The following is a 23697-nucleotide window of genomic DNA, read 5'->3' on the forward strand; positions in this document are numbered from 1 at the left end:
AAATTAATAAAATCTAATGCAATAATGGTAAAGGTAAAATTTTGAACTGAAAACTCAGGATTACAAACAAAATAAAGCTGTTTGCAGGAACAAACAGCTTTACAAAATATTTCAACAACCCTTTAAACAAAAAGGGTTTCCTGATTAAATACAGAAATTACATCCTTTAAAATTTCCTTTTCCTCAGACAAACAAATACTTTCTTTTGTTTTCTCACCCCATTCATTATAATATTTCGCCATTTTCTTTAGAATCCCTGCAGAACACAATCCATAATTAACATCTTCACAAATTTCCAGTGCCACATTAAAATGCCGTTCCACTTCAATCCGATTTCCTTTTGCAAATTGCACAGAGCTAAGAAACGAATGATAATATATTTGCAAGAAATAATTTTCGGAAGCTGTAATGTCACTTTCACATGATTGTAAAAACTCAATTTGAGTGGTATTCATTTCCATCCCCAAACTATGCTGTGCAGATAATTTATAGCATTGTAGAACGTTGTAATTAAAATTTGATTTTTTCGACTTCGCATTTTTATACAAATGTTCAACATCATCAATCAACTGAAGCACTTTATGAAAAGATTTCATATAAATTAATACCATACAAAGAATAAGCTCAAACTCACCATTAAGTGCTCCATGATCTTCACCCAACTGATTATAAGCCATCTCCCTATAATAAAACATTTTTAGAATTTCAATTTCATTGGATTCGCGGCTAATAAAATAATTGTAAATCAACCTACTTGCAAGCCTGATAGAAATATCAAATCCAGTGCATGACTGATCAATTTCTTCATCATTCAAATCGTGATAATATTGCTGTGCCCCATCTATATCCAAAGTAAAAACAGAACTCAAAAGCAATACTGACAACGATTTTATGCGAACACTTTTAGACCGCCCTTTTCGTGCAAATATTTCTAAAATAGCTTTATTCCCTCTGGTAAGATTATAGATTTCAGGAAAATTACCAAACAGATACTTTTCAGCTCTTTCCTGATTTACAAAATGCTCCATCAATTCCATTCTCTGCACATCTAAAAAAATAGATGAATTAAGTATTGTGTCAATCAGATCACGGTCAGAAAGAGTTTCATCACTCAATTGGAAAAAGTTTTTTAACTCCAAATGATTTCCAATATAGAAAGCACTGGAATATAAAAAGCCAATCAATCTATTTTTGATATCAAAACCTTCATACTCCTTTTCAACAGTCTTAATCAACTGAAAATCAACCCCGCCATTTTTCTGTACAAGATCCATTCCAATCAAAGTCTCCAATAATTGTTCACTGGTGATTTTAACAAACTTACAATAGCTATTGTGTTCGTTTATGGTTATAAATTCGGTTAACAAACCATATGAAATTAATTCCTCGTAGGCATAAAAATAATTTCCGGCAGTTTTAAGATGAATGGGAAAGGCATCTCGTAATTCCATTTTTTTTGCAGCTACACCATTCTTACCATGCTCGATTAATTTCAAAAATCCATACAGAATATCCATTTTCTCTTCAGAGAATCGGGAATAGAACACTTTATTTCGTAAGAATTCATTTAATAGTTTCTGCTCTTCATAACAAACATAATGCTTATCGGGATTATATAGTTTCACAAACAATTCTAAGAAGAACGGATTAGAAATCATTTTCTTTTGCCGAAAAGATAATTCGCTAACCGAAAAATTCGGTGCGAAATTCGTATTTATGGTACGATCAATAACATATTGAATTTCTTCGTTGGAAAGAGGATTTAAGTTCTGATGATCCTGGGTGTCTACTTTCAAACCCAACTCGTACCAACTATTTTGAATAGAATTCCCTTTTATCACAAACGGCAAAGCAAATTTCTCCCAGGTAGAACATCGAGAAGTAATTATTAATTTAACCTTTTTGGACTCCTTATAGTTTGATATAAAATATTTTAGCTGAAGAAAAAGCCTCTCCAATTTAATGTTATCATAGGTAATTTCATCCAGTGCATCAACAACAAAAATAATACGAGCTTCACAAGCCTCAGGATTTTCCAGAAAATATTTCAAAGTATCCTTCTCCTCAAAATCCACCTGATCCTGAATCCAACGATCCAATCTGAAATCTTTATTCAAAAAACTCAACATGAATGATGCATTTATATATAGAATGACATCATCAGACTGTTTTCTTATCCAATTTTTCTCGAACCATTTTGCTAACATACTTGATTTACCAAAACCTCCCGGTGCAATAAATCCTGTTGCCATTTTTGATGAATTCAAAAAACATCTAATTCTTTCTTCAGCATGAGACCGACTAACAACCGAATGAAATGGAATACCCGATTGCCCGACAATTAATTTATACGTTTCTTTACTTAAGGCAAGAGATTTTTCATACAAATCATTCCAATTTTTTTTCTGCTTCCCGGAAGTTTCGGACACATCATCCTGTAAAGAGAAAAATGCCTCCCAAGATTCATATCCAATGTAAATGGCTAAGGTGTTTAAAGTAAATTTTGCTGGGGTTGTATTCGTTTTTAAGAACCCAAAAATTCGACGAATAGTTGTGGTACTTATCCGATATTCTGTTTCATCATAAATTTCATCAGCTAAAGTCCTGCAAGCCTTCGTATACATGAGCTGTGAACCAAACTTTTTTAAAACCTCCGATTTTAGCCTCTCAATCATTGTTGTAGTAGTGTGTGGTCGTGATTTTGATCAAATTTCGAGTGAAATTAGGCAAGAAATATTACGGAGGCAATCACCAATTTATCTTCAGGGACAACAAATTCATATCTATGTTGTTTCAGCTTATAATGGCGTTTATAAAACTAACGATTAAAACAACTACTTAAAAAGGGGGAGGGAACAGGTATGTTTATTATTCAAAAAGGAATCATAAGCCCAAAAAAATTGAACAGCCTATATCTATAAATCATTTTCCGGACTTGAAACGATGGGACTTGTTCTTTTCAAAAATTAAAAATCACCTGAGTTTATATCTGCAACCAAAATAATAAATACCTGGAGTTTGTATATTGATTTCATCCTTAAATTCATGTTCTGAAAAATCAGTAATAGCTGGTTCTATCTCCTTTCAATCAACCAATTTTTTCCTTTTTTTTCACTATCACCGACAATAGCCGATATTTTTATTTCTTCACATTTGTTAATGAATGAGCGAGATACTTCAGTCTTTTCAGAAAATCTTTTTTCTTGCTTTCAGAAACCTCAACTTCCTTTCCTGAGCTTAAAATAATACGTCCGCCTCTTCCTTTAATGTACTGGCTGATGTAATTTAGATTGACCAAATGCTTGCTGTGAACTCTGCAGAATATTTCCTCCGGCAATATATCCTCAAAATTGGAAAGTACCTTGGAAACCATCAGTACTGTGTTATCACTCAAATAAAAATTGGTGTAACTGCCATCAGCTTCGCAGCGATGAATCTGGTTTAATTCTACAATTCGAAGTCCATTTGATGTGGGGAGAATTATTTTCTGATGATGATTGCTTAAACTATCACACAGAATCTTTATTTTCTCATTTAGATCAACATCCTGATGATTTTGTTGAAAACGTTTAACAGCACTCTGTAACTCAATATAATTAATAGGTTTTAACAAATAATGCAATGCCGCAAACTGAAAAGCCTTAATTGCATAATCATTAAATGCAGTTGTAAAAACCACCTCAAAATTACGATTCTTTACTCTTTCCAACACCTCAAAGCCATCTCCATCCGGCATTGAAATATCCAAAAAAACCAAATCAGGTTTTAAATTTTCAATCGCTTCAATCCCCGATTCAACATTATGTGCAAACCCAATAACTTCTGCTCCGGGACAATACATCTCTAACAATTTATGCAGAGTTGATTGACTTTTTAATTCATCATCAATAATTAGGGTCTTAATCATGAGCCTTTATTAGGTTAATATTGAACCTAAATATATAAAAAAAGCACTCTATATAGAGTGCTTTTTTTATATTTATGCTAATTATTTAGTAATTCCAACAAGATCAAGAACAAAGGCATATTCTAATGCAACTTCGTGATAACGTTCAAATCGCCCGGAAGCACCACCATGTCCAAAATCCATATTAATTTTTATCAGCAAAGGATTATGATCTGTTTTCATATCGCGCAATTTAGCCACCCATTTTGCAGGTTCCCAATATTGAACCTGAGAGTCATGCAATCCGGTTGTAACCAACATAGCAGGATAATCTTTCGCTTCCACATTATCGTAAGGAGAATAGGAAAGCATGTAGTCGTAATACTCCTTATTCTTTGGATTCCCCCATTCATCAAACTCACCAGTGGTTAATGGAATCGATTCATCCAACATTGTTGTTACAACATCAACAAATGGAACCGCAGCAATAATTCCTTTATAAAGGTCTGGCCGCATATTACTAATTGCTCCCATCAGCAATCCTCCGGCACTTCCGCCCCAGGCAAAAACTTTGTCTTTTGCTGCATATCCTTCGGATACCATGTATTCAGCACAAGTATTAAAATCGGTAAAGGTATTTTTCTTCTTTAAAAGTTTTCCATCTTCATACCAATAGCGTCCCATTTCCTGACCACCGCGTACATGTGCCGTAGCTACAACAAATCCTCTATCCAATAAGCTCAACCGAACAGAACTAAAATATACATCGGAACTACTGCCGTAAGAACCATAAGCAGATAACCACAGCGGATTGGTTCCTTTTTTGAATTTATCTTTACGATAAACCAACGAAACAGGCACCTTTGTTCCATCTTCGGCTGTTGCCCAAATTCTTTTGGCCTCGTAGTTTGACTTATCGAAATCACCAACAACTTCCTGCTGTTTCATTACCGTTTTCACCTTCGTAGTCATGTTGTAATCTATAGTAGACGATGGTGTTGTTAAAGAAGTATAACCGTAACGAAGAACATCTGTTTCAAATTCAGGATTTGTCGAAATCCAGGCATCGTAGGTTTCTTCACCAAAATCGAGGTAATGTTCCTCATTATCTTCCCAACGTCTGATTCGCAGCTGATTCAAACCATTCTTTCTTTCACCTACAACAAGATATTTTTCAAAAATCTCAAAATTACTTAAATATACGTCGTCTCTATTTGGAATCACTTCCATCCAATTCTCTTTCGTTGTTTTAGTCACCGGAGTTTTCATCAAACGAAAGTTTTTTGCCTGATAATTAGTTCTGATGTAAAAATCTCCTTTAAAATGATCAATGCTATATTCTAAATCTTTTTCGCGGGCCTGAAAAATACTGAATTCACTATTAGGCTTGCTTGCATCGATATATCTGTATTCAGCAGAAAGAGTACTGGTTGAACCAATTATAATATATTTTCTGGATTTTGTTTTGTAACAAAATGTATAGAAAGTATTGTCTTTTTCTTCGTAAACCAATTCATCTTTTTCAACTGGTGTACCCAAAACATGCTTAAATACTTTATAAGGCAATAAAGTTTCAGGGTGTTTTACCGTATAAAAAACTGTTTTATTATCACTTGCCCATGTAATGCCTCCTGTTGTATTTACAATTTCATCAGCATAAACTTTGTCATCAACCAGACTTTTAAACTTTATGGTATATCTTCTACGACTTAAAGTATCTTCTGAATAGGCAAGAATTTTATTGTTTTCACTAACCGAATAATCTCCTATACTAAAGAAACTATAGCCTTGTGCCATTTCAGGAACATTAAGCATGATTTGTTCTTCTGCATCTAAATCCCCTTCTTTTCTGCAATACAAAGGGTATTCTGCATCTCCTTCGGTTCTGCTGTAGTAATAAAATCCATTGGATTTAGCAGGAACGGATTCATCTGTTTTCTTAATCCGGGCAATCATTTCATCAAACAACTTTGTTTGAAACTCCTCTGTATGCTTCATCATAGCATCAGTGTAGCTGTTCTCTGCATTCAAATAATTAATTACGGCTGTATCTTCCCTCTGATTCATCCAATAATAATTATCAATCCGGGTATCACCATGGATTGTAAGTTCTTTCGCTATTTTTTTTGCAACAGGTGGTTTCGGCGTTGTTGCCTTTGGACCACAAGACATTGCTAAAAGTGAAGTTACAGCAATGCTAAAAAACAATTTAAATTTCATATGATTATAATTTTAAGTTTATGCCATATGGAACTTACCATGCTGGAAGAATCATTCCTCTGCGAGTCACAATTATCTATTATGGACGTTTCATATTAGTAGGTTATTTAAAGGTGTAAACTTCACCTGCAATTATAAAAAAAATAATTGCAGGTATTTTGTTAATAAACCAGAACTAATTTAACAAAAATAACTATAGTATACGAATATTTTCGATGCAGTGGGTATATGAACGATTAAGGCTAAAATTAACTGGACGAAAGAACTTTCAGATAGGAGATCCCAAGTCGTATTTTATAATACTCAACCTCTTCTTTCATAAACAAATAGAGATCTTTCACATTACCAGTCTCATTTAAAGTCCGGTAAGCATCTTCAATCTGCTCTAACTCTGAGGAATTCAGATACTCCGACAAATCAATATCGGCTCCTTTTTCGTACAAGGAAGCCAAGTGAGAATAAATGGTTACCGGATTAATTTTCCGGATGCTCGCAATTTCTTCTACCGAAAAACCCTGCTTGTAATATTCATAAGTTTGATAAAATGATTCACCGCTCTTTTTGGCTTCCTGATTCTTCTTCTGACCAAACTCTACAATTTCATTAATGAATAAGTCTCCGTACAACTGATATTTCCGGACTCCTACACCCGATATCAATTTCATTTCAAATTCACTTGTAGGTTCTTCCTGAGCCATTTCCTGCAAACTGGCATCAGAGAATACTAAATACGGAGGAATGTTCTCTTCTCTTGAAATTTGCAAACGCAATTTTCGCAATGCTTCGAACAAACCCTCTCTGGCTTCTTGCTTCCCGGTTTTCAGGATAGGTTTTACCTCCGGATCGGACTTCATTGAAGCCAAATGAACCAAATTTACAAGTCGTTCACCGAAAAGAACTTCCCGGCCCTGAGCTGTTAACTTTAAAGCATTCCCATCATCGTAGGCAACCGAGATGAAACCTAAATTTAAAAGTTGAAGCATGTATTGCTGCCAATCCTGATGTGCAATATCCTTACCAACGCCATAAGTTTTAATTTTATGATAGCCCTTACTCAAAATTTCCTGACGTGATGAACCCCGAATCACATCAATTAAAATTCCTGCGGGGACTTTTTCTTTTAAGCGAACAATGGCTGAAAATGCCTTTTGTGCGATGATTGTTCCATCAAATACGCGGGGAGGATTTTTACATACATCACAATTGTTGCAATTTTCCTCCAAATGCTCGCCGAAATAATTCAGTAAAATTTTTCTCCGGCATATTTGAGCATCACAAAATTGCTGGATTCGTTCCAATTTGGCATGCGAAACTTCTTTTTGTGCCGATTCCTCTATAAATTTTCGGTGAACAATTACATCCGAAAAGCTGTAGAACAATAATGTATCTGCCTTTAATCCATCCCGTCCGGCACGACCAATCTCCTGATAGTAAGACTCGATATTTCGTGGTAGATTGTAATGAATCACCCAACGTACATTTGATTTGTCAATTCCCATTCCGAAAGCAATGGTAGCACAGATTATAGGTACCTCATCATTTATAAAATCCTCTTGTCGCCTGGCTCTTTCTTCAGATGATAAACCTGCATGATAATAAGAAGCATTTACGCCGGCATTTTTTAATTTTTCAGACAGGCCTTCCGTCGCTTTTCTGCTTAAGCAATAAATGATTCCTGCCTGATGTGGTCGTTGACGTAAAAATCCAAGTATGGTTTTAAATTTATCCTTACCCGGTGCCACATTCAAACTTAAATTGGGCCGGTCGAATGAAGAATTATATTTTTTTGGATTTACGAGCCCCAATTGATTGACAATATCTCTCTGTGTTAAATTATCAGCAGTAGCGGTTAAAGCAATTACCGGAACATGAGGAAATTGCTTTTTCAGATAAGCCATCTTGGTGTATTCGGGTCTAAAATCGTGCCCCCAAACAGAGATACAATGTGCCTCGTCGATTGCAAAAAGATTTACCTTCAATTGCATCAGGATGTAATAAAAATCCTGACTGAGTAATTTCTCAGGGGAAACATACAGAAGCTTTAGCTTTCCTTCGGAGATTCTTTCAAAAACATCAGCCTGTTGCTTCGAAGACTGTGAGCTGTTTAAAAAAGCAGCATCCACTCCGTTGGCATGTAAACCTTCTACCTGATCCTTCATTAGAGCGATCAAGGGAGAAACAACCACAGTTACACCTTCCAATATTAAGGCAGGTATCTGATAGCAGATGGATTTACCACCACCTGTTGGCATAATTACCAAGGCATCTTCACCCTGAAGTACTGATTTAATCACTTCCTCCTGTAAAGGCCGGAAATGGTCGTATCCAAAATATTTTTTTAAGGCGCGTCTGGCTGTAGTCATCGATCAATTTTGAAAGGGACAGCAAAGCTACTACAATTGTGCCTGGCTAAAAAATGATTTTATCAACACAACAGGTCTCAATTCATTAATAATACAAGTAAAACAAGATTTCTCTGTGTCTTTTTTAAAACATATCAATGATATCCTAAACCTGATAAAGATCATACAAAAAAAAAACACCATCAATAGCCAAAAAATTACTTTTGCAGCGAAATACAAACAACAAACACACAAACAAAAATTATGAATGCAATCAAGTCGATTAAGGAAACTGATTTCCTTAAGAAACGCAGGTATGAAGCGGTAATGTTTCTGCTAACCTTTTTTGGAATTTTCGGTTATGTTGGTCACCAAATGGGTGTTGCCAATATGCTAAACACCATTATGAATACGGCATGGGATCTATTAATGAATACCGTATTCTACATCATGGGGATTACTGTACTTTCAGGAGCACTAGGCAAGTTACTCATTGAATTTGGGGTTGTTCGTTTACTGGAAAAAATTCTGGCTCCTTTAATGAGGCCACTGTTTAACCTTCCAGGTGTTGCCGCTTTAGCCGGAGTTCTAACTTTTCTATCCGACAACCCGGCTATTATTAGTTTGGCAAAGGATAAAAATTTCAGCAAGTATTTTAAAAATTATCAACTGGTTTCTTTAACCAATTTTGGTACTGCTTTTGGAATGGGTTTGATCGTAATCACTTTTATGTCGACTCTTAAAATACCAGGCAGCGAAGAAAACCTATTTTTACCAGCATTGATCGGCCTGGCAGGAGCTTTGGCTGGTGCAGTTGTTTCGACCAGATTGATGCAGCGCTTAATAAAAGATCACATTCCTGTAAGAAAAGATACAGATTTTGAAGGAGCCACTGAAAAAATCAGTTTTAAATCGGAAGGTGGAGTATTTCTGCGGTTTCTGAACTCTATTTTGGATGGAGGAAAATCGGGTGTTGATTTAGGATTGGCTATTATTCCTGGCGTACTTATTATTTCGACCATGGTAATGATGCTGACCTTCGGCCCTAAAGATGCGGCTTTAGGTTATCAGGGAATTGCTTACGAAGGAGTTCCATTACTACCTGAATTAGCAGGACACATCTGGTGGTTGTTTGAAGGTTTGTTTGGGTTCAAGCATCCTGAATTAATTGCATTCCCTGTAACATCATTGGGTGCTGTTGGTGCGGCAATGTCATTGGTAAAAGCATTTATTGCCAAGGGAATTATTGACGGAAATGTTATTGCTGTATTTACTGCAATGGGAATGTGCTGGAGTGGTTATTTAAGCACTCACACGGCCATGCTTGACACACTTAACTATCGGGAATTAACATCGAAAGCCCTACTGTCACACACAATTGGAGGAATAATCGCGGGTACGTTTGCCCATTACCTCTACGTACTTACAACTCTATTTCAATAAATATATTTCACACCTATATTTTGAATGCCATCTTGTTGAGATGGCATTTTTTTATAATTGGGATTGATCTGCGAATCTGTTTACCCTCAAATTGTTCCCGATTTGGCTTCTAACAATAGTGAAAGCCTTATTTGACTTCGTATTTTCTATCATTCAACCTTGTTAGAATCACTGCAAAACTGAAAAAACATGATCATACATGTATTAAAAGCCTTGCCAGCGATAGAATGAACACTCCCTGCATAGCTGAGAGCCTCGCCAAAAATAGTCGGATGCTGCCCTTCACACTTGCAGATGGCCCCATCACCGCTTATTTTGAGTATTTCATTAGTGCAGGACACAAAACTACATTTACGGTGCAGGTAAACACGCTTGCAAGAGCACAATTCCAATACCGAAACAGGATCCCCAGCTTTGCAGGGAACCTTCAGACTATTTAATTGGAGGCTCCAGGCTATGCATGGAACCTACCAACTGTTTAATTTGGGGCTCCAAGCTAGTGCTGGACACCAAACTACGAACAAATTTTAGGTCTTAAATACTTGCGGGAAGCTTACTCCATGGTAACTACAGTGATTCCAGCACCACCCATCTGAATTTTTTCATCACGAAAGTGCTGCACCAAATCTACAGTTTGTAGGTACTCGCGAATCATTTGGCGAAGAATTCCGCCTCCCGTTCCATGAAGAATACGAAATTCGTGAACATCCAGCATAATGATATCATCAATGTGATCAATCACCACCTGCAATGCCTCTTCGCCACGCATTCCCCTTACATCCAAATCAGCTTTAAAACTCAATTTTCGTGTCGATATTTTTTCCTGAATTAAGGAAGAGGTTCTGTTGTAAGTTTTTTCTTCCTTTTTAACCTGCGACCGACTCACTTTTGTCAATCGATTCACTTTAACCGAAGTAAGAATGCTGCCAAAAGCCACCACAGCAGTTTTTTTGTTTATTTCGATTACTTCGCCTACGGCTGATTGATTATCCAGCTTCACCAAATCGGCTTTTTCAATCACATCAGGATTGAACTGAACTTTAGCTTTTGCTGTAAGGGAAGCTTTGGATTCATCTCCTGCTTTCTCTTTTTTTGTTTTATTTGAGCGCTCTTTCAGCTTCTGAATCTTCTTATTGATTCTCTCCTCTTCTTCCAATTCGCCCTCAGTCAATTGAATTTTAACCTGCTCAAATTCTTTTCTGATTTCGCGGGTACGCTCCTTTTCAGCTTTATTCTCCTTAATTTCCCGAATGGTTTTTTCGATGGATTTGTTTGCGCTGTTCAATAGCTGAGCTGCTTCTTCTTTTGCTTTTTCTATAATTTCCTTTCGAAGCTTACTGGCTTCTTTCAACTCTTTATCGTATTGTTCTACCAGCTCATTCAACCGCTTATCGCTTTTACGAATATTATCGCGTTTGCTTTCCCAGTATCGTTTATCGCGGACAATATCACGCAAGTGCTTGTCGAAATTGATATGATCTTCACCAATTTTTTCCGTAGCATCTTTCAAAATCTCCTCGGGCAAACCAATTTTACGCGCAATTTCGAATGCAAAAGATGAGCCTGGTTTCCCCACTGCTAACTGAAATAAAGGCTGCATTTGGTGCGAATCGTACAACATGGCTCCGTTTTCAATCCCATCGGCCTCTGATGCAAAATGCTTTAAGCCCGAATAGTGAGTTGTGATTACGCCTCGTACCTTCTTGCGGTTTAGCTTATCTAAAATTGATTCGGCAATGGCTCCCCCCAATGCGGGTTCGGTTCCAGAACCAAATTCATCAATCAAAATCATTGTATCAGTATTCGAGTGACGAAGAAAATGCTTCATGTTCATCAAATGAGAACTGTAAGTACTCAAATCATTCTCAATAGACTGCTCGTCACCCATATCCATGAAAATGTTGTCGAAAATTCCAATTTTAGATTCCTCGCCCATAGAAACCAACAAACCACACTGAAACATATATTGCATCAGTCCCAAAGATTGAAGGCAGACCGATTTACCTCCGGCATTTGGTCCGGAAATCAACACCATTCTCTGCTCATCGCTAATCTCAATGCTCAGAGGAACTACTTTTCGTCCTTCTTTCTGCAGGGTTAGGTAAAGCAAGGGATGAACGGCTTTCTCCCAAAGGGCAGTCGGCGTTTTCACCATTTTGGGTAGTACCGCTTTTACCTGTATGGCAAACATCGCCTTGGCACGAATAAAATCCATTTTTGCCAAAAACCCGAATGCCGTAAATAAATCGCCTATATAGGGGCGAAGCTGAGCAGTAAAATCCTGTAATATTTTAATAATCTCGCGACGTTCGGCATATTCCAACTCACGAATTTCATTGTTTGTTTCAACAATTTCCGATGGCTCGATATAACTGGTTTTACCGGTTGCCGATTCATCGTGAACAATTCCTTTTATTTTTCGTTTGTGAGCCGACGGAATGGGAATAACGGCCCTTCCATCGCGAATAGAAAGAGCCACATCCTGATCGACCCAACCCTCTTTTTGTGCTGCACGCAGCAAAGTTTGCATCCGTTTCGAAATAGTCGATTGTTTCTGAATCAGGCTACTGCGGATCTGCTGCAGTGCCGGCGAGGCATTGTCTTTTATTCTACCGTTTTTAGTGATAATCGCATTGATCCGATCAAAAATGAAGGGATACATTTTCACATTGCCAGTCAACTTTTTCAGGTGTGGATATTCTTTTTCTTCTTTGCCCTGAAAAAAGCGAAGTATGGCAGAAATAGATTCCAAAGATCTTTTGAGATTGTAGAGTTCTTCCAACTCCAGATAAGTTCCTTCGATTCTTGCTTTTTCGAGACTCTGACGAACATCAATAAAATATCCTAAGGGAAAACTATCCTCATCTAAACAAATGGTTTTAAACTCGTTGGTTTCATTCACCAAACGATTTACCCTGTTAAAAGAACTGGAAAACTGAATGGCATCAACCAAATCGCGTCCCAATGAACTTAAACATTGTTTTTTAACCAGTTCTCTTACTTTATCGAACCGTATTTTTGTTTCAAAATTTTCCGGATATATCACGCGTTGCTCACAATCTTAATTAATTCTTCTGCAAAATTAATAAAAGACTTGGATGCACAAAAAGAAAGGAACAACACACCTGTGCTATTCCTTCATTTATACTGTTTGAGTTGATCTATTTCTTAAAATCGATAAGCGAGAGTTAATTGCGCTGATGAATTAGAGAAACCATAGCTGAAATTTTTAGTTTCGATTTTTGCCGAGATATCCCCATCACTATTCTTAGTTGTTTGTTTAGAAATTGAATAACCAACACCTGGCGAAAGCTCAGCTCCAAAAACGAGTTTATCACTTATATCATAAGTTAATCCAACAACAAAATCAAGCCCAAATCTATTGGTTTTTGAATCAGAATTATACACAGAATTATCATTCTGATTTTCATACTTAGAATAATTATACCGTAAATCCAATCCATATCTAAATTCAAGAGAATTCGCAATTACCTTACGAAATTCTCGTCCAAAACCTAGTCCAAAACCAAAACTATTGCTAGTGTCTTCACTTTCAGAATCAAGCAAATTTTCACTTTTACGTTCACTTCCTCCAAGAGACACTGCATTAAACCTCCAAAGGGCCTTTTCATCTCCCACCCTATAGATTATCCCAAATTCATCCAGATTACTAAAAGAAAGTCCAACTTCTTTTTGTCTTGTTTTTTCCTGTGCCATTACAAATAACGAAAATGCAATTGCAAAGCCTGTCAAAAATAATTTTCTCATTTTAGTGTAATTTAATGAATACGCCTACTCTTATGATTTTCGGCCAACTCTTTTTAATGTTTAATTGTAATGTATCCGTCCACAACATTTCTTAAACTTAACGCCACTGCCACACGGACAAGGGCTGTTTCGCCCAAGTCTTTGGTTCATTTTTTTCATATTACGAACCTGAATATTCTGATTAAATACCTCACTCATTAATTTATAAAGTTCTGGATGAGTTCTGGCAAATAATTTTGGTCTTTCGAAAAAGTACTCACTCGCCACAGCAAAAAATTCAGCTTTATTGGTTCCTCCGTAAGGGTTTATATCAGACTTATCCTTGTAGATTTCTTCAATTTTCTGATTAATTAAATCCAACCACGGAATTGCATACTGTTTTTCCAATAGAATTGAGGGAAGTCCATCAACTGATCCATCCATTTTATCGATTAAATGAACAAACTCATGAATGGCGGTGTTTTTCTTATCGGATTCGTTCACAAAACCGAGATGAAGAGCTGGTTTCGACAAAATCATTTTTCCTTCCATATATCCGGTTCCAACCATTCCCAAAATATTGGTATCTGTACCTGAAGTTTCAAATTTGTCATTAAAACCTGCCGGATAAAGAAGAACTTCATGAAGATTGGTGTATTTCCATTCCGGGAATCCGAATATGGGAATGATAGCACTCGATGCAACCAATACCTCGTCAGTAACATCAACATCTACATGAATTCCTGTAATTCTGCAATTCAGCAAAAACTCCTGTATTTTAAACTCAAAACGCTTTTTTTCCTCCGATGAAAGAGCATTATAAAACACAACTTTATCAGCTAGAATAGCTTTCCATTCTTTCGGAAAGGGTAAAGACGGGCTCATCCAACTACTCTTCTTTGTTTTCTTTAGTAAATAGAAAATAAATAAGATCGCAACAGCTACTACAATAAGTCCATTCATTAGTAAAATTTAGATTACAGAAGAAAAAATTATAATAAATATCTCGTAACACCAAATATAATAAATACAATTCTTATGTTGGCTGTCATTTTTACAAATTATGATTATTCATATTCAGTCTACACTTAACCAATTATCTAATACAGGAAAGCGATTAGTCCATCCAATACTTTAGCCTTTTCAAAATAAACCGTTATCTTAGGAAGATTTTAAATAAATCTATTAATCCAAAAATTACTAAGCCCCCTATCTTTATGCACAAACTAAATGACTTTTTAGCCGGAATCGAAATCTATCTGGGAGGAAGCGATTGGTTTACCCTATTGCTGCTTCTCACTGGTGTTTTTTTCACCATATATCTAAAATTTCCACAAATCAGATTTTTCAAACATGCTCTTAAAGTAGTGCGGGGAAAATACGACAAGCCAGGAGAAAAGGGAGACGCTTCTCATTTTCAGGCCTTAGCCACTGCGCTTTCGGGTACCGTTGGAACAGGAAATATTGCCGGTGTTGCCTTTGCAATATACCTTGGCGGACCTGCCGCTTTATTCTGGATGTTGGTAACTGCTTTTTTAGGAATGACGACCAAATTTGTCGAGGTTACTCTTTCGCACAAATATCGCGAAACAGACGAAAAAGGTTTTATATCCGGCGGACCGATGTATTACATGAAAAACAAACTGAAAATGCCCTGGCTTGCCGGATTTTTTGCTGCCATGACAATTGTTTCCTCTTTTGGTACAGGTAGCTTGCCTCAAATTAATTCCATATCCAGTTCACTTTATTCTACTTTTGGCTTCGATCAAATGATTACCGGAGGAATTCTGGCTGTGCTGCTCGGAATTGTAATTTTGGGAGGCATAAAAAGAATTGTAAAGGTTACTGATAAACTGGTGCCTGCTATGGCAATCATCTACTTTGTGGGTGCAATATCTGTTATTTTTTACAACTACGAGAACATCATTCCAGCTTTGGTTTCTGTATTTGCAAATGTATTTACCGGCACTGCCGCAACAGGTGGTTTTCTGGGGGCAGGTTTTGCTTATGCTTTTAACCGAGGAGTAAACAGAGGTTTGTTTAGTAATGAGGCCGGACAAGGTTCTGCTCCTATTGCTCACGCCGCTGCCCGAACCGAAGAACCCGTATCTGAAGGAATGGTTGCCATATTGGAACCTTTTATTGATACCATCATTATTTGTTCTCTAACTGGTTTGGTGATATTATCATCAGGTGTTTGGAAAGAAAAACTTCCCAACCGATTTCAAAATACGGACATGGTGATTATGGCCGATCAATATAACGATTCGGATAAAAAAGATCAGGATAAACTTTTTAATTTTTTAAATGGGAAAAAAGATTTGCCCGTTTTCTCTGGTGAATTACAGGTGAAAAATGGAATTGTTCAAAATCCTGTTTCAATCATCAACTCCCGCTCACTTGCCGAAGAAGTAAAAGTTTACAAAAACGATGAAGAATTGTACAGCGGAACACTTCGCATTGAAAATGGAAAGTACGTAAATGAAAATGGGGAATATTTTCAAGGCAATTCGTTAATGCATTCGGCTCCCCTAACCGCAGAAGCCTTCACCCGTAGTTATTTTGGAGAATGGGGAAAATGGATTGTTTCCCTTGGATTGCTTCTGTTTGCCTTTTCAACAGCTATTGCCTGGGCATATTACGGTGGTCGATCGGTAACCTACCTGTTTGGTGCAAAAGGTGTTCTTCCCTACCGAATCATCTATTGCATTGGCTTCTTTATCGCTTCGTTTGCTGATACAACCATTATCTGGACCCTTTCGGGAATTACCATTGCACTTATGGCACTTCCCAACCTCATTGGTATTTTATTACTGCGAAAAGATATGAAAGGAACAATGAACAATTATCTTGATAAATTTTCAAAAGAACATCCTGGAGAAATTTAAATCATCCCATATACCTCAAGAGACTCAAAACGAGTCTCTTTTTTTGCTGTAATGAATTTCTTTCATTCAATCTCAATATCGAACTGGCTTAACAATCCAATTACACCCGACAAAGAAAATTTTGCTTTTTTTATTTTATTAATTTCAGGATTAATCAAATAGTTAAAAGAGCTTCTTAGATCTGATTTCTCAATATTTGTATACTCAAAAACGGCTCTACCCAAATCACAATTGTCCATTGTCGCCCCGGTAAGATCAGTTTCGGTAAAATCTACCTCCTGCAAATTGCAATTAATGAATTTGGTTGCCTTTAATTTTAACTTGTAAAAAGAAGCCAATTTTAACTGACAATCTTCAAATTGAACCGAGAGTAGTAATTGATTGCAGTCCTGAAAGCCAAGTCCAAGCATTTTGCACGATTTGAAAATCACATCACGAAAAGCGGTATAATTTAATTTAGCCAGACTTAAATCGCATTGATCAAACTCACATTCTAAAAAAATATTTTCAGACAAATCACTGTTGGCAAATGAGCAATTCACAAAACGGCAATTCTCATACTCTCCTTTTGGCAAAGCTTCCAAGGAATAATTCTTCTTTTCAAAAACCTGATCCTCTATATACACCTTTGGCATAATTACAATTCCTTCTTCTATAAATAAATCTCACCAACACTATACGTTATTGCATTTCCTCGAAGCAACACACGATGATTCATATTTGTACAATTCAAAACACCATGTCGATCAGATATCTGATAAGCTAACAAATCATTTTTTTTGAGCCGGTCACTCCAGAAAGGTACTAAACTACAATGAGCCGAACCCGTTACCGGATCTTCAAAGATACTGGCTCCGGGGGTAAAGAATCGGGACACAAAATCGGCTTCATTACCTAATGCAGTGCAAATTATTCCGCCATGTCCTAAATCGATTTGTTCCAATTTATTTTTATCAGGATTTAATGCCTTCACTTCCTCTTCCGATTCATAAACCAATACATAATCCCTGGCCAAATAAACCTCTTTTGGCTGAATAGTTAAACTTGCACTTATAATTTCGGGCAATTCAGCTAATTTAGGCATACGGGAAGGAAAGTCCAGCACATATTTATCAGCCTCAAAACTCACCTGCAGTTCTCCGCTTGCCGATCGAAACCGAATTACATCACCTTTATAATTAAGATGCTTTTTAATCACATGCGCCGTTGCTAAAGTTGCGTGCCCACATAAATCCATCTCTACTTCAGGTGTAAACCATCTTATGTGAAAATCATTTTTATGAGTTACAAAAAAAGCGGTCTCTGCTAAATTATTCTCTTTGGTGATGGAGAACATGATCTCATCAGCCAACCAACCTTCTAATGGGATAACACAAGCGGGATTTCCTCCAAACAATTTATTTGTAAAGGCATCAACATGATATTTCTGAAGTTTCATCTGTTTATAATTTTTTTTTAGTTGTTCGATGAAACTTACCATTCGTGACTAATCATTTTCGTATGTGAGTTAATCATTATTCAATCATGGCCGTTTCATCATACTGATATTTTATCCTAACGGTTTAAGATTTTCGCAATCTCTGGTTTTGAATACAATTCCGACTTAATCACTTTCCCATCTTCCCGATAGATCGGATTCCCATTTTCATCCAACTTACTCATGTTACTTCGATGAACTTCGCTAAAAATCTCAGCATATTTGTCCTGAAGACCAAATTCGAGCACAGTGCCCATTATCAAGTAGTGAATATCTGCCAAAGCATCTGCCACCTCAACCAAATTCCCCGATTCCCAGGCAACTTTCAGTTCATCAACTTCTTCCTGAATGATATTTTGTCTTAATTCACATCTTTCCTTAGCGGGAATTACCGGTGTATTTTCAACATTCACACCAAATGCTTCATGAAATTCATTCACCTTTTCTAATGCTGTCATACTCTTTTCATTCAATTTTCCATAAAACGACTTTAAAGTTTAAATATCACCAATTCTTTTATAATTGTCGGGCAGATTGCATAAAAAAAGGCTGCACATGGCAGCCTTTTCAAATATATTTCATTGTAATTATAATGTGATAGCAAATGTCAGAAATAGTTTTTCAGTTACTGGATTTAATGTAAGACCACCTCGAACCGGCAGTGAAAACTGATCACTTAATTTAATTTTATCGTACATGGTAACGCTTGCATTAACAAGGTTTGCCTTGTCATCATACATTCCATCGTAAAGTGTAAAACCCATTGCCCATGAGAATTTCTTTCCGCCAATCATATTCGAATAACCCAATTCTATATAACTGGAATATTTCTGATCATTGTTTTCATCACGATCCATTTCTCCATAAAATAATATGGAAGTCATAATCGAAATTGGAAATTTAGCACAACCTTTATACTTTGCCGAAACATCAAATAAATGAACACTTTCATTGCTGTCAAAATCAAAAAACTTTGAATTTGAAAAATCAGGAGCCGGACAATAAAAATCGAATAGACTAAATTGAAACAATGGTGTGTTGTACTGTAAATACAAATCGATTTCCTGATAACTCTCATCAAAAGAATATGCACCCCAGGCACCAACAGTGAACTTGCCGGTTTGCAATTCTAAAGTAGGCTCGATAGTTGGTGCCGTGCCACTATTGAAGCCTCGCCACAAATGGCGGCTAACCAGATCAATACTGCTGTTTACTCTGGTTTTTGATGGTAAATTGTCTGCTTTTACTCCGCCGCAGACAAGTAATAATCCTATCAACAAGATAGATTTAAAAAACTTCATCAGTAAAAAAATTAAGGTGTTGTTGTTAGTATAAAGAGAGAGCTAACATTTTAAAATAAAATTCTATTTTGCTTTAGTCAATATTCCCTCCTGCTTGTTTAAAATCGGTGCAAAAATAGAAGAAAAAGAAAGCGGAAATCATGATAATTATCTTAATTGTCATCTGTTATTAAACACAGAAACCGGCCTTCTAATTGCTCGCTTACCAAGTCAGATTTACACATAAAAAAAGGGGAAAGCTATTGCTCTCCCCGATATATCTTAACATTGTATTTTCTAATTGTCATCAGGTAATACAAACCAAAGAATAATATAAACCAAAAGACCCGGAAAACCAGCACTAAATATTGAGAGCAGCACATAGGCTACCCGAACAAGACTAATTTCCCATCCTAAATATTCGGCAATACCTGCACAAACACCTGCAATCATCTTATCCGATGATCGTTTCAATTTCTTACTCATGATCTTTGTTTTACAAATTAATTAGTCATCAAACTCCTCATCATAAAGATCTTCCTGATTCTCTAACTCATCATTGTAGAAGGTTTCAGCCTCATCCATCAAATCTTCAATCAGATTTTGATCTTCCGGAGTTTTCTCCAGCCAATAAACAGTTTGGTTGGAATTGAAATCTTCAACATCACATTCGATAATACACTTTGGTGAACGTGTGTGAACGATAAAAAGAGTATCTGGTAACTCTTGTGAATTGTCTGCTAATAAAAACTTTGGGAGCATAATTTTTGATTTAATTTCGTGATGTAAATATAGGAAGAGATTGAACTCCAAGCAAAAAAATAGACTTAACTATTTACTAATTCTGATTTTTTATTTCTCAAGTAAACTTAATATGAATCAGTATCCTCATTTTTAGCTTCTTCAAACTCAACTCCCGCTGCAAAAAAACAACATTCATATCAACTTTAACCCGATAATTTTACTCATCCCTTATAAAATTAAAAGCTTAAAAACCTTTTCCGTCTCCTAATCATTAAAATTTAATCTCATCATTGTAACCGAAAGGATATTTTTCATGAATCAGATGCACAGCTTCCCGCTTCATCTTATAAAAGCTTACAATTCTATTCTTGGGAGATATTATTAATATATCAGCTTATAATTTTACTATGAAAGATCTACCAAATGAATAATTTAATGTAAAATTATCATATTTTTTTCTTCCACCCTTAAAGATGTTGTCATCTTAAAAAATACAGTTTAAATTACCCACCCTTAAAAAACAAACACAACAACCTAACTAACAATGTAATTACGCAATAAAAATGATTTCTAGTGCAAACGTTTCTTTTAAATAATAAAAAGACAACACAGTCTTTTTTATTATCTCTTTGTTGGAATCCTCAATATATCTTCCTAAACTTGTATCCGATAAACAGATCAAAATATCCTATTTAGCAATGAGTCAATTTCTTCAAAATAACAAAATGTCTTTGTGTATGTGTACAACATGTTGTATGTGTATGGAAAGTATTGTTATGCAAAAAGGAACAGCTTAAATTGACGAATTAGATATCAGAATATTCTCAAGAGCCTTTTTGCAACAGCAAAAAGGCTTTTTTTATTCGACAAAATGATCTCAACAACAGACTTAATCAATTCAAGAATATATTTTTCGCACAAGGATGAATATAAATTCAAATCATACAACAAACAGAACCAATTCAGCAACATGTTGTTGTGTGTGTATGTTATGGAATCCACCCTAGCAGAATTCGTTATGTACCTAAATGAACATTACATATCGAGTCTTTCTGCTGCGCAGAAGGACTTTTTTTATTCTTGTAAGTCGATTAAAATGAAGGAAAAAACATACCGAAGTGTACTAAAAACCATTTCGTGGAGAACGATTGGAACCATTGATACCATCTTAATCTCCTATTTAGTGATTGGAGATTTAAAATGGGCCATGTCGATTGGCGGAGTTGAGTTGTTTACAAAAATGGGACTCTATTTTATCCATGAAAGAACATGGAATAACATCCAATTAGGAAAAGAAAAAGAACATCCCATTGATTATCACATTTAAAAAGAGAAATCATGTCGAAACAGATAAAACATTTTTTACCAATAGCCTTAGATATAACAGATAAAAAAATCTTAATTATTGGAGGCGATGAAGATGCCTATAAAAAACTTAAAATATTACAACGGAGCACAAATCTAATTGAGGTGATTGCTCCTCAAATCATTAGCTGGATTAAAAATTCAGGTGTTGTTTATCACGAGAAACAATACAGCAAGGAAGTGCTAAAAGATTATTTTTTAATCTACAGCTGTGTTGAAGATCCTGCCTTTGTAAGACAATTAATGCGAGACACAAAAGAAGCCGGGGTATTATTAAATGTGCACGATCAACCAGATTTTTGTGAGTTCATTTCCCCCGCCATTTACAAACATTCAAACATTAGTGTTGCTGTAAGTTCTAATGGTGAAGATGTTTACGAATCGATTCGCATGCGAAATCAACTGAAAGATTACTTTGAAAATTACCAGCTTCAAAAACAACTAATTGCTAACTAATAGTGGCATAACATTTTCTATAACTGAAAGAACATGGGAAAAGAATTCCAAATCAATCAAGAACAATTATCTCAGCTAAATAAGCTGATTCAAGATTTATCTGCCGAGCAATTGGTTTGGGTAAATGGATACCTATCGGGGATTATTAATGGAAAAAAGAATGCAATTGATGTTCCGATAATTTCCGATCAAAAATCTTCCGAAAGTATCACTATTTTATTTGGCACGCATACCGGACACAGCAAGGAAATAGCTATGGATCTTCACGATAGAGTTTTAGCACTGGGCTTCGATGCGAAGATACAAGGCCTTGACTTTTACACGAAAAATGATTTGAAAAAGGAAAAATACCTTTTCCTGATCGTAAGTACACATGGTGAAGGTGAAGCTCCTATTCAGGCTGAAGATTTGTACGAATATGTGCACGGCAAAAGAGCACCAAAACTACCCGATACCAAATATGCGGTACTTGCTTTGGGTGACAAAACCTACAAGAAGTATTGCCAGACAGGAATTGATTTCGATCTAGCTTTTACAAAATTAGGTGCGCAGGCAATTTTGCCGGTTCAAACCAGTGATGTTGCTTACGAAGAAATCGCCGAACAATGGATCGAAAAAGTGATTGGTGAATTGAAGAACTTAGAGCCGGAAGCTGCTGTTTCGATAAAATCTGCAAGCGCTTCTGTGCCAAAGAAGAAATTTAACCGCGCCAATCCATACTATGCCGAAGTTTTGGAAAAAGTGAGAATCACAACGACTGATTCTGAAAAAGAAATTTACCATGTTGAAATCTCATTAGAAAATTCAGGTATTGAATATACAGCGGGAGACAGCATTGGTATTTTGCCCAATAATCCTATTGATTTGGTGGACTTGATAATTGACAAATTGGAAGATGATCCGGAACGAATAGTTACAATTGATGAGAAAGAAATCAGTTTATTTAGGGCCTTACAAAACAAGCTGGAAATAACCGTTTTGAACCGCGAGGTTCTTGAAAAGTACAAAGCCATAACTCAGAATAAGGATCTTGAACTGCTATTGAATAATGAGGATGAATTGGAAAACTATCTTCACGGAGCTGATGCATATGACTTATTGGAAGATTACCCTGGAGAAATTACCAGCGATCAATTTTTATCTACTCTTCGGGGTTTATATGCACGCCTCTACTCTATCTCTTCAGGTCCGAGAGCGAATCCTGAGGAAGTTCACATTACCATTGCTTCGGTAAGATACAATCGTAAAAAACGCGACAGAAACGGTGCTTGTTCCTCTTACATCACCGATGAAATTAATGTAGGCGATCATTTGCCCATTTACATTGATAAAAATGAGTCGTTCCGTTTACCGGATGATGAAAACAAACCGCTGATTATGGTTGGCGCAGGAACCGGCGTGGCTCCTTACCGAAGCTTTTTGCAAGAACGGGAACAAAATAAGGCAAAAGGAAAAAGCTGGTTATTCTTTGGAAATCAACGGTTCAAAAAAGACTTTTTATATCAACTTGAGTGGCAGAAATTCCTTAAAAAAGGAATACTTCAAAAATTAGATGTTGCATTTTCAAGAGATCAGGAAGAAAAAGCTTACGTGCAGCACCGACTGAAGGAAAATGGGAAAGAAATATTTCAATGGCTCGAAAACGGTGCTCATTTTTACATCTGCGGAGACAAAAAATACATGGCCAAAGATGTTCAGACAAGCTTACTGGAAATTATTCAGAACGAAGGTGGAATAACTTCTGAAAAAGCAGAAGAATATCTAAAAAATATGAAAAAAGAAAAGCGATTGTTGCTTGATGTATATTAATCATTCTGAGTTAAAAATTATGAATTTTTACAACACAAAG

18 protein-coding genes are annotated in these 23697 nt (G+C 36.1%); 5 read left to right on the forward strand and 13 right to left on the reverse strand.

Annotated elements, in window-relative coordinates; genetic code table 11:
* Window positions 1-122: 122 nt before the first annotated feature.
* The 4 genes from ACKU4N_RS16135 to recQ all read right to left on the reverse strand — a co-directional run bounded on the left by ACKU4N_RS16135 (window position 123) and on the right by recQ (window position 8469).
* Window positions 123-2675, reverse strand: coding sequence for an NACHT domain-containing protein (locus tag ACKU4N_RS16135; protein WP_321318095.1), 2553 nt, complete (start codon window positions 2673-2675; stop codon window positions 123-125).
* A 464-nt stretch (window positions 2676-3139) separates the two neighbouring features.
* A complete protein-coding gene (locus ACKU4N_RS16140; RefSeq protein ID WP_321318097.1) occupies window positions 3140-3907 on the reverse strand; it encodes a LytR/AlgR family response regulator transcription factor in 768 nt (255 codons plus the stop codon).
* An 81-nt stretch (window positions 3908-3988) separates the two neighbouring features.
* Window positions 3989-6106 (reverse strand): S9 family peptidase, encoded by a 2118-nt coding sequence (locus ACKU4N_RS16145; protein WP_321318099.1) that lies wholly within the window; start codon window positions 6104-6106, stop codon window positions 3989-3991.
* A gap of 248 nt (window positions 6107-6354) precedes the next feature.
* Window positions 6355-8469, reverse strand: coding sequence for a DNA helicase RecQ (gene recQ, locus ACKU4N_RS16150; RefSeq protein ID WP_321318101.1), 2115 nt, complete (start codon window positions 8467-8469; stop codon window positions 6355-6357).
* A gap of 243 nt (window positions 8470-8712) precedes the next feature.
* On the opposite strand from recQ, the gene ACKU4N_RS16155 reads away from it, so the two are divergent.
* Entirely contained in the window at window positions 8713-9891 is a 1179-nt protein-coding gene (locus ACKU4N_RS16155) for a CD0519/CD1768 family membrane protein (RefSeq protein ID WP_321318102.1), read from the forward strand.
* A gap of 553 nt (window positions 9892-10444) precedes the next feature.
* Here ACKU4N_RS16155 and ACKU4N_RS16160 read toward each other — a convergent pair.
* The 3 genes from ACKU4N_RS16160 to ACKU4N_RS16170 form a co-directional block, all read right to left on the reverse strand.
* On the reverse strand, window positions 10445-12937 hold the full coding sequence (locus ACKU4N_RS16160; protein WP_321318104.1) for an endonuclease MutS2: 2493 nt from the start codon (window positions 12935-12937) through the stop codon (window positions 10445-10447).
* 122 nt (window positions 12938-13059) lie between these two features.
* Entirely contained in the window at window positions 13060-13659 is a 600-nt protein-coding gene (locus tag ACKU4N_RS16165) for a BT1926 family outer membrane beta-barrel protein (protein ID WP_321318106.1), read from the reverse strand.
* A 60-nt stretch (window positions 13660-13719) separates the two neighbouring features.
* Complete coding sequence (locus tag ACKU4N_RS16170; RefSeq protein WP_321318108.1) at window positions 13720-14601, reverse strand: zinc-dependent peptidase; 882 nt, start codon at window positions 14599-14601, stop codon at window positions 13720-13722.
* A gap of 254 nt (window positions 14602-14855) precedes the next feature.
* Here ACKU4N_RS16170 and ACKU4N_RS16175 point away from each other — a divergent pair, with 254 nt between their 5' ends.
* Window positions 14856-16526: an alanine/glycine:cation symporter family protein gene (locus ACKU4N_RS16175; RefSeq protein WP_321318109.1), complete on the forward strand. Its 1671-nt coding sequence runs from the start codon at window positions 14856-14858 to the stop codon at window positions 16524-16526.
* Between the two features lie 62 nt (window positions 16527-16588).
* Here ACKU4N_RS16175 and ACKU4N_RS16180 read toward each other — a convergent pair whose 3' ends face one another.
* The 6 genes from ACKU4N_RS16180 to ACKU4N_RS16205 form a co-directional block, all read right to left on the reverse strand.
* Window positions 16589-17161 carry a pentapeptide repeat-containing protein gene (locus ACKU4N_RS16180; RefSeq protein ID WP_321318111.1) on the reverse strand — a complete coding sequence of 191 codons (573 nt, stop codon included), beginning with the start codon at window positions 17159-17161 and terminating at the stop codon, window positions 16589-16591.
* A 17-nt stretch (window positions 17162-17178) separates the two neighbouring features.
* Window positions 17179-17964, reverse strand: a complete 786-nt coding sequence (locus ACKU4N_RS16185; RefSeq protein WP_321318113.1) for a PhzF family protein — start codon at window positions 17962-17964, stop codon at window positions 17179-17181.
* A 116-nt stretch (window positions 17965-18080) separates the two neighbouring features.
* Entirely contained in the window at window positions 18081-18461 is a 381-nt protein-coding gene (locus ACKU4N_RS16190) for a pyrophosphohydrolase domain-containing protein (RefSeq protein ID WP_124992183.1), read from the reverse strand.
* Window positions 18462-18590: 129 nt separating this feature from the next.
* The gene (locus tag ACKU4N_RS16195) at window positions 18591-19304 is read right to left on the reverse strand and encodes a hypothetical protein (protein WP_321318117.1); all 714 of its coding nucleotides are present in this window, start codon (window positions 19302-19304) and stop codon (window positions 18591-18593) included.
* Window positions 19305-19580: 276 nt separating this feature from the next.
* Window positions 19581-19769, reverse strand: a complete 189-nt coding sequence (locus ACKU4N_RS16200; RefSeq protein WP_321318119.1) for a PspC domain-containing protein — start codon at window positions 19767-19769, stop codon at window positions 19581-19583.
* Window positions 19770-19790: 21 nt separating this feature from the next.
* Entirely contained in the window at window positions 19791-20045 is a 255-nt protein-coding gene (locus ACKU4N_RS16205) for a DUF8828 family protein (RefSeq protein WP_101310164.1), read from the reverse strand.
* Between the two features lie 1078 nt (window positions 20046-21123).
* On the opposite strand from ACKU4N_RS16205, the gene ACKU4N_RS16210 reads away from it, so the two are divergent.
* From ACKU4N_RS16210 to ACKU4N_RS16220, 3 genes are read left to right on the forward strand one after another with little or no spacing between them, the layout of a single operon-like run.
* A complete protein-coding gene (locus ACKU4N_RS16210; protein ID WP_124992186.1) occupies window positions 21124-21354 on the forward strand; it encodes a DUF2061 domain-containing protein in 231 nt (76 codons plus the stop codon).
* Window positions 21355-21365: 11 nt separating this feature from the next.
* Window positions 21366-21848, forward strand: coding sequence for a precorrin-2 dehydrogenase/sirohydrochlorin ferrochelatase family protein (locus ACKU4N_RS16215; RefSeq protein WP_321318125.1), 483 nt, complete (start codon window positions 21366-21368; stop codon window positions 21846-21848).
* 33 nt (window positions 21849-21881) lie between these two features.
* Window positions 21882-23657, forward strand: a complete 1776-nt coding sequence (locus ACKU4N_RS16220; RefSeq protein ID WP_321318127.1) for an assimilatory sulfite reductase (NADPH) flavoprotein subunit — start codon at window positions 21882-21884, stop codon at window positions 23655-23657.
* The last annotated feature ends 40 nt before the right edge of the window (window positions 23658-23697 follow it).

Source organism: Labilibaculum sp. (assembly GCF_963664555.1).
Lineage (GTDB): Bacteria > Bacteroidota > Bacteroidia > Bacteroidales > Marinifilaceae > Labilibaculum.

What these genes read in the sequence shown, in the direction of transcription:
- ACKU4N_RS16135 (WP_321318095.1), bottom strand. Translation starts at nt 2,675, where the DNA reads ATGATTGAGAGGCTAAAATCGGAGGTTTTAAAAAAGTTTGGTTCACAG.
- ACKU4N_RS16140 (WP_321318097.1), bottom strand. Translation starts at nt 3,907, where the DNA reads ATGATTAAGACCCTAATTATTGATGATGAATTAAAAAGTCAATCAACT.
- ACKU4N_RS16145 (WP_321318099.1), bottom strand. Translation starts at nt 6,106, where the DNA reads ATGAAATTTAAATTGTTTTTTAGCATTGCTGTAACTTCACTTTTAGCA.
- recQ (WP_321318101.1), bottom strand. Translation starts at nt 8,469, where the DNA reads ATGACTACAGCCAGACGCGCCTTAAAAAAATATTTTGGATACGACCAT.
- ACKU4N_RS16155 (WP_321318102.1), top strand. Translation starts at nt 8,713, where the DNA reads ATGAATGCAATCAAGTCGATTAAGGAAACTGATTTCCTTAAGAAACGC.
- ACKU4N_RS16165 (WP_321318106.1), bottom strand. Translation starts at nt 13,659, where the DNA reads ATGAGAAAATTATTTTTGACAGGCTTTGCAATTGCATTTTCGTTATTT.
- ACKU4N_RS16170 (WP_321318108.1), bottom strand. Translation starts at nt 14,601, where the DNA reads ATGAATGGACTTATTGTAGTAGCTGTTGCGATCTTATTTATTTTCTAT.
- ACKU4N_RS16175 (WP_321318109.1), top strand. Translation starts at nt 14,856, where the DNA reads ATGCACAAACTAAATGACTTTTTAGCCGGAATCGAAATCTATCTGGGA.
- ACKU4N_RS16180 (WP_321318111.1), bottom strand. Translation starts at nt 17,161, where the DNA reads ATGCCAAAGGTGTATATAGAGGATCAGGTTTTTGAAAAGAAGAATTAT.
- ACKU4N_RS16185 (WP_321318113.1), bottom strand. Translation starts at nt 17,964, where the DNA reads ATGAAACTTCAGAAATATCATGTTGATGCCTTTACAAATAAATTGTTT.
- ACKU4N_RS16190 (WP_124992183.1), bottom strand. Translation starts at nt 18,461, where the DNA reads ATGACAGCATTAGAAAAGGTGAATGAATTTCATGAAGCATTTGGTGTG.
- ACKU4N_RS16195 (WP_321318117.1), bottom strand. Translation starts at nt 19,304, where the DNA reads ATGAAGTTTTTTAAATCTATCTTGTTGATAGGATTATTACTTGTCTGC.
- ACKU4N_RS16200 (WP_321318119.1), bottom strand. Translation starts at nt 19,769, where the DNA reads ATGAGTAAGAAATTGAAACGATCATCGGATAAGATGATTGCAGGTGTT.
- ACKU4N_RS16205 (WP_101310164.1), bottom strand. Translation starts at nt 20,045, where the DNA reads ATGCTCCCAAAGTTTTTATTAGCAGACAATTCACAAGAGTTACCAGAT.
- ACKU4N_RS16210 (WP_124992186.1), top strand. Translation starts at nt 21,124, where the DNA reads ATGAAGGAAAAAACATACCGAAGTGTACTAAAAACCATTTCGTGGAGA.
- ACKU4N_RS16215 (WP_321318125.1), top strand. Translation starts at nt 21,366, where the DNA reads ATGTCGAAACAGATAAAACATTTTTTACCAATAGCCTTAGATATAACA.
- ACKU4N_RS16220 (WP_321318127.1), top strand. Translation starts at nt 21,882, where the DNA reads ATGGGAAAAGAATTCCAAATCAATCAAGAACAATTATCTCAGCTAAAT.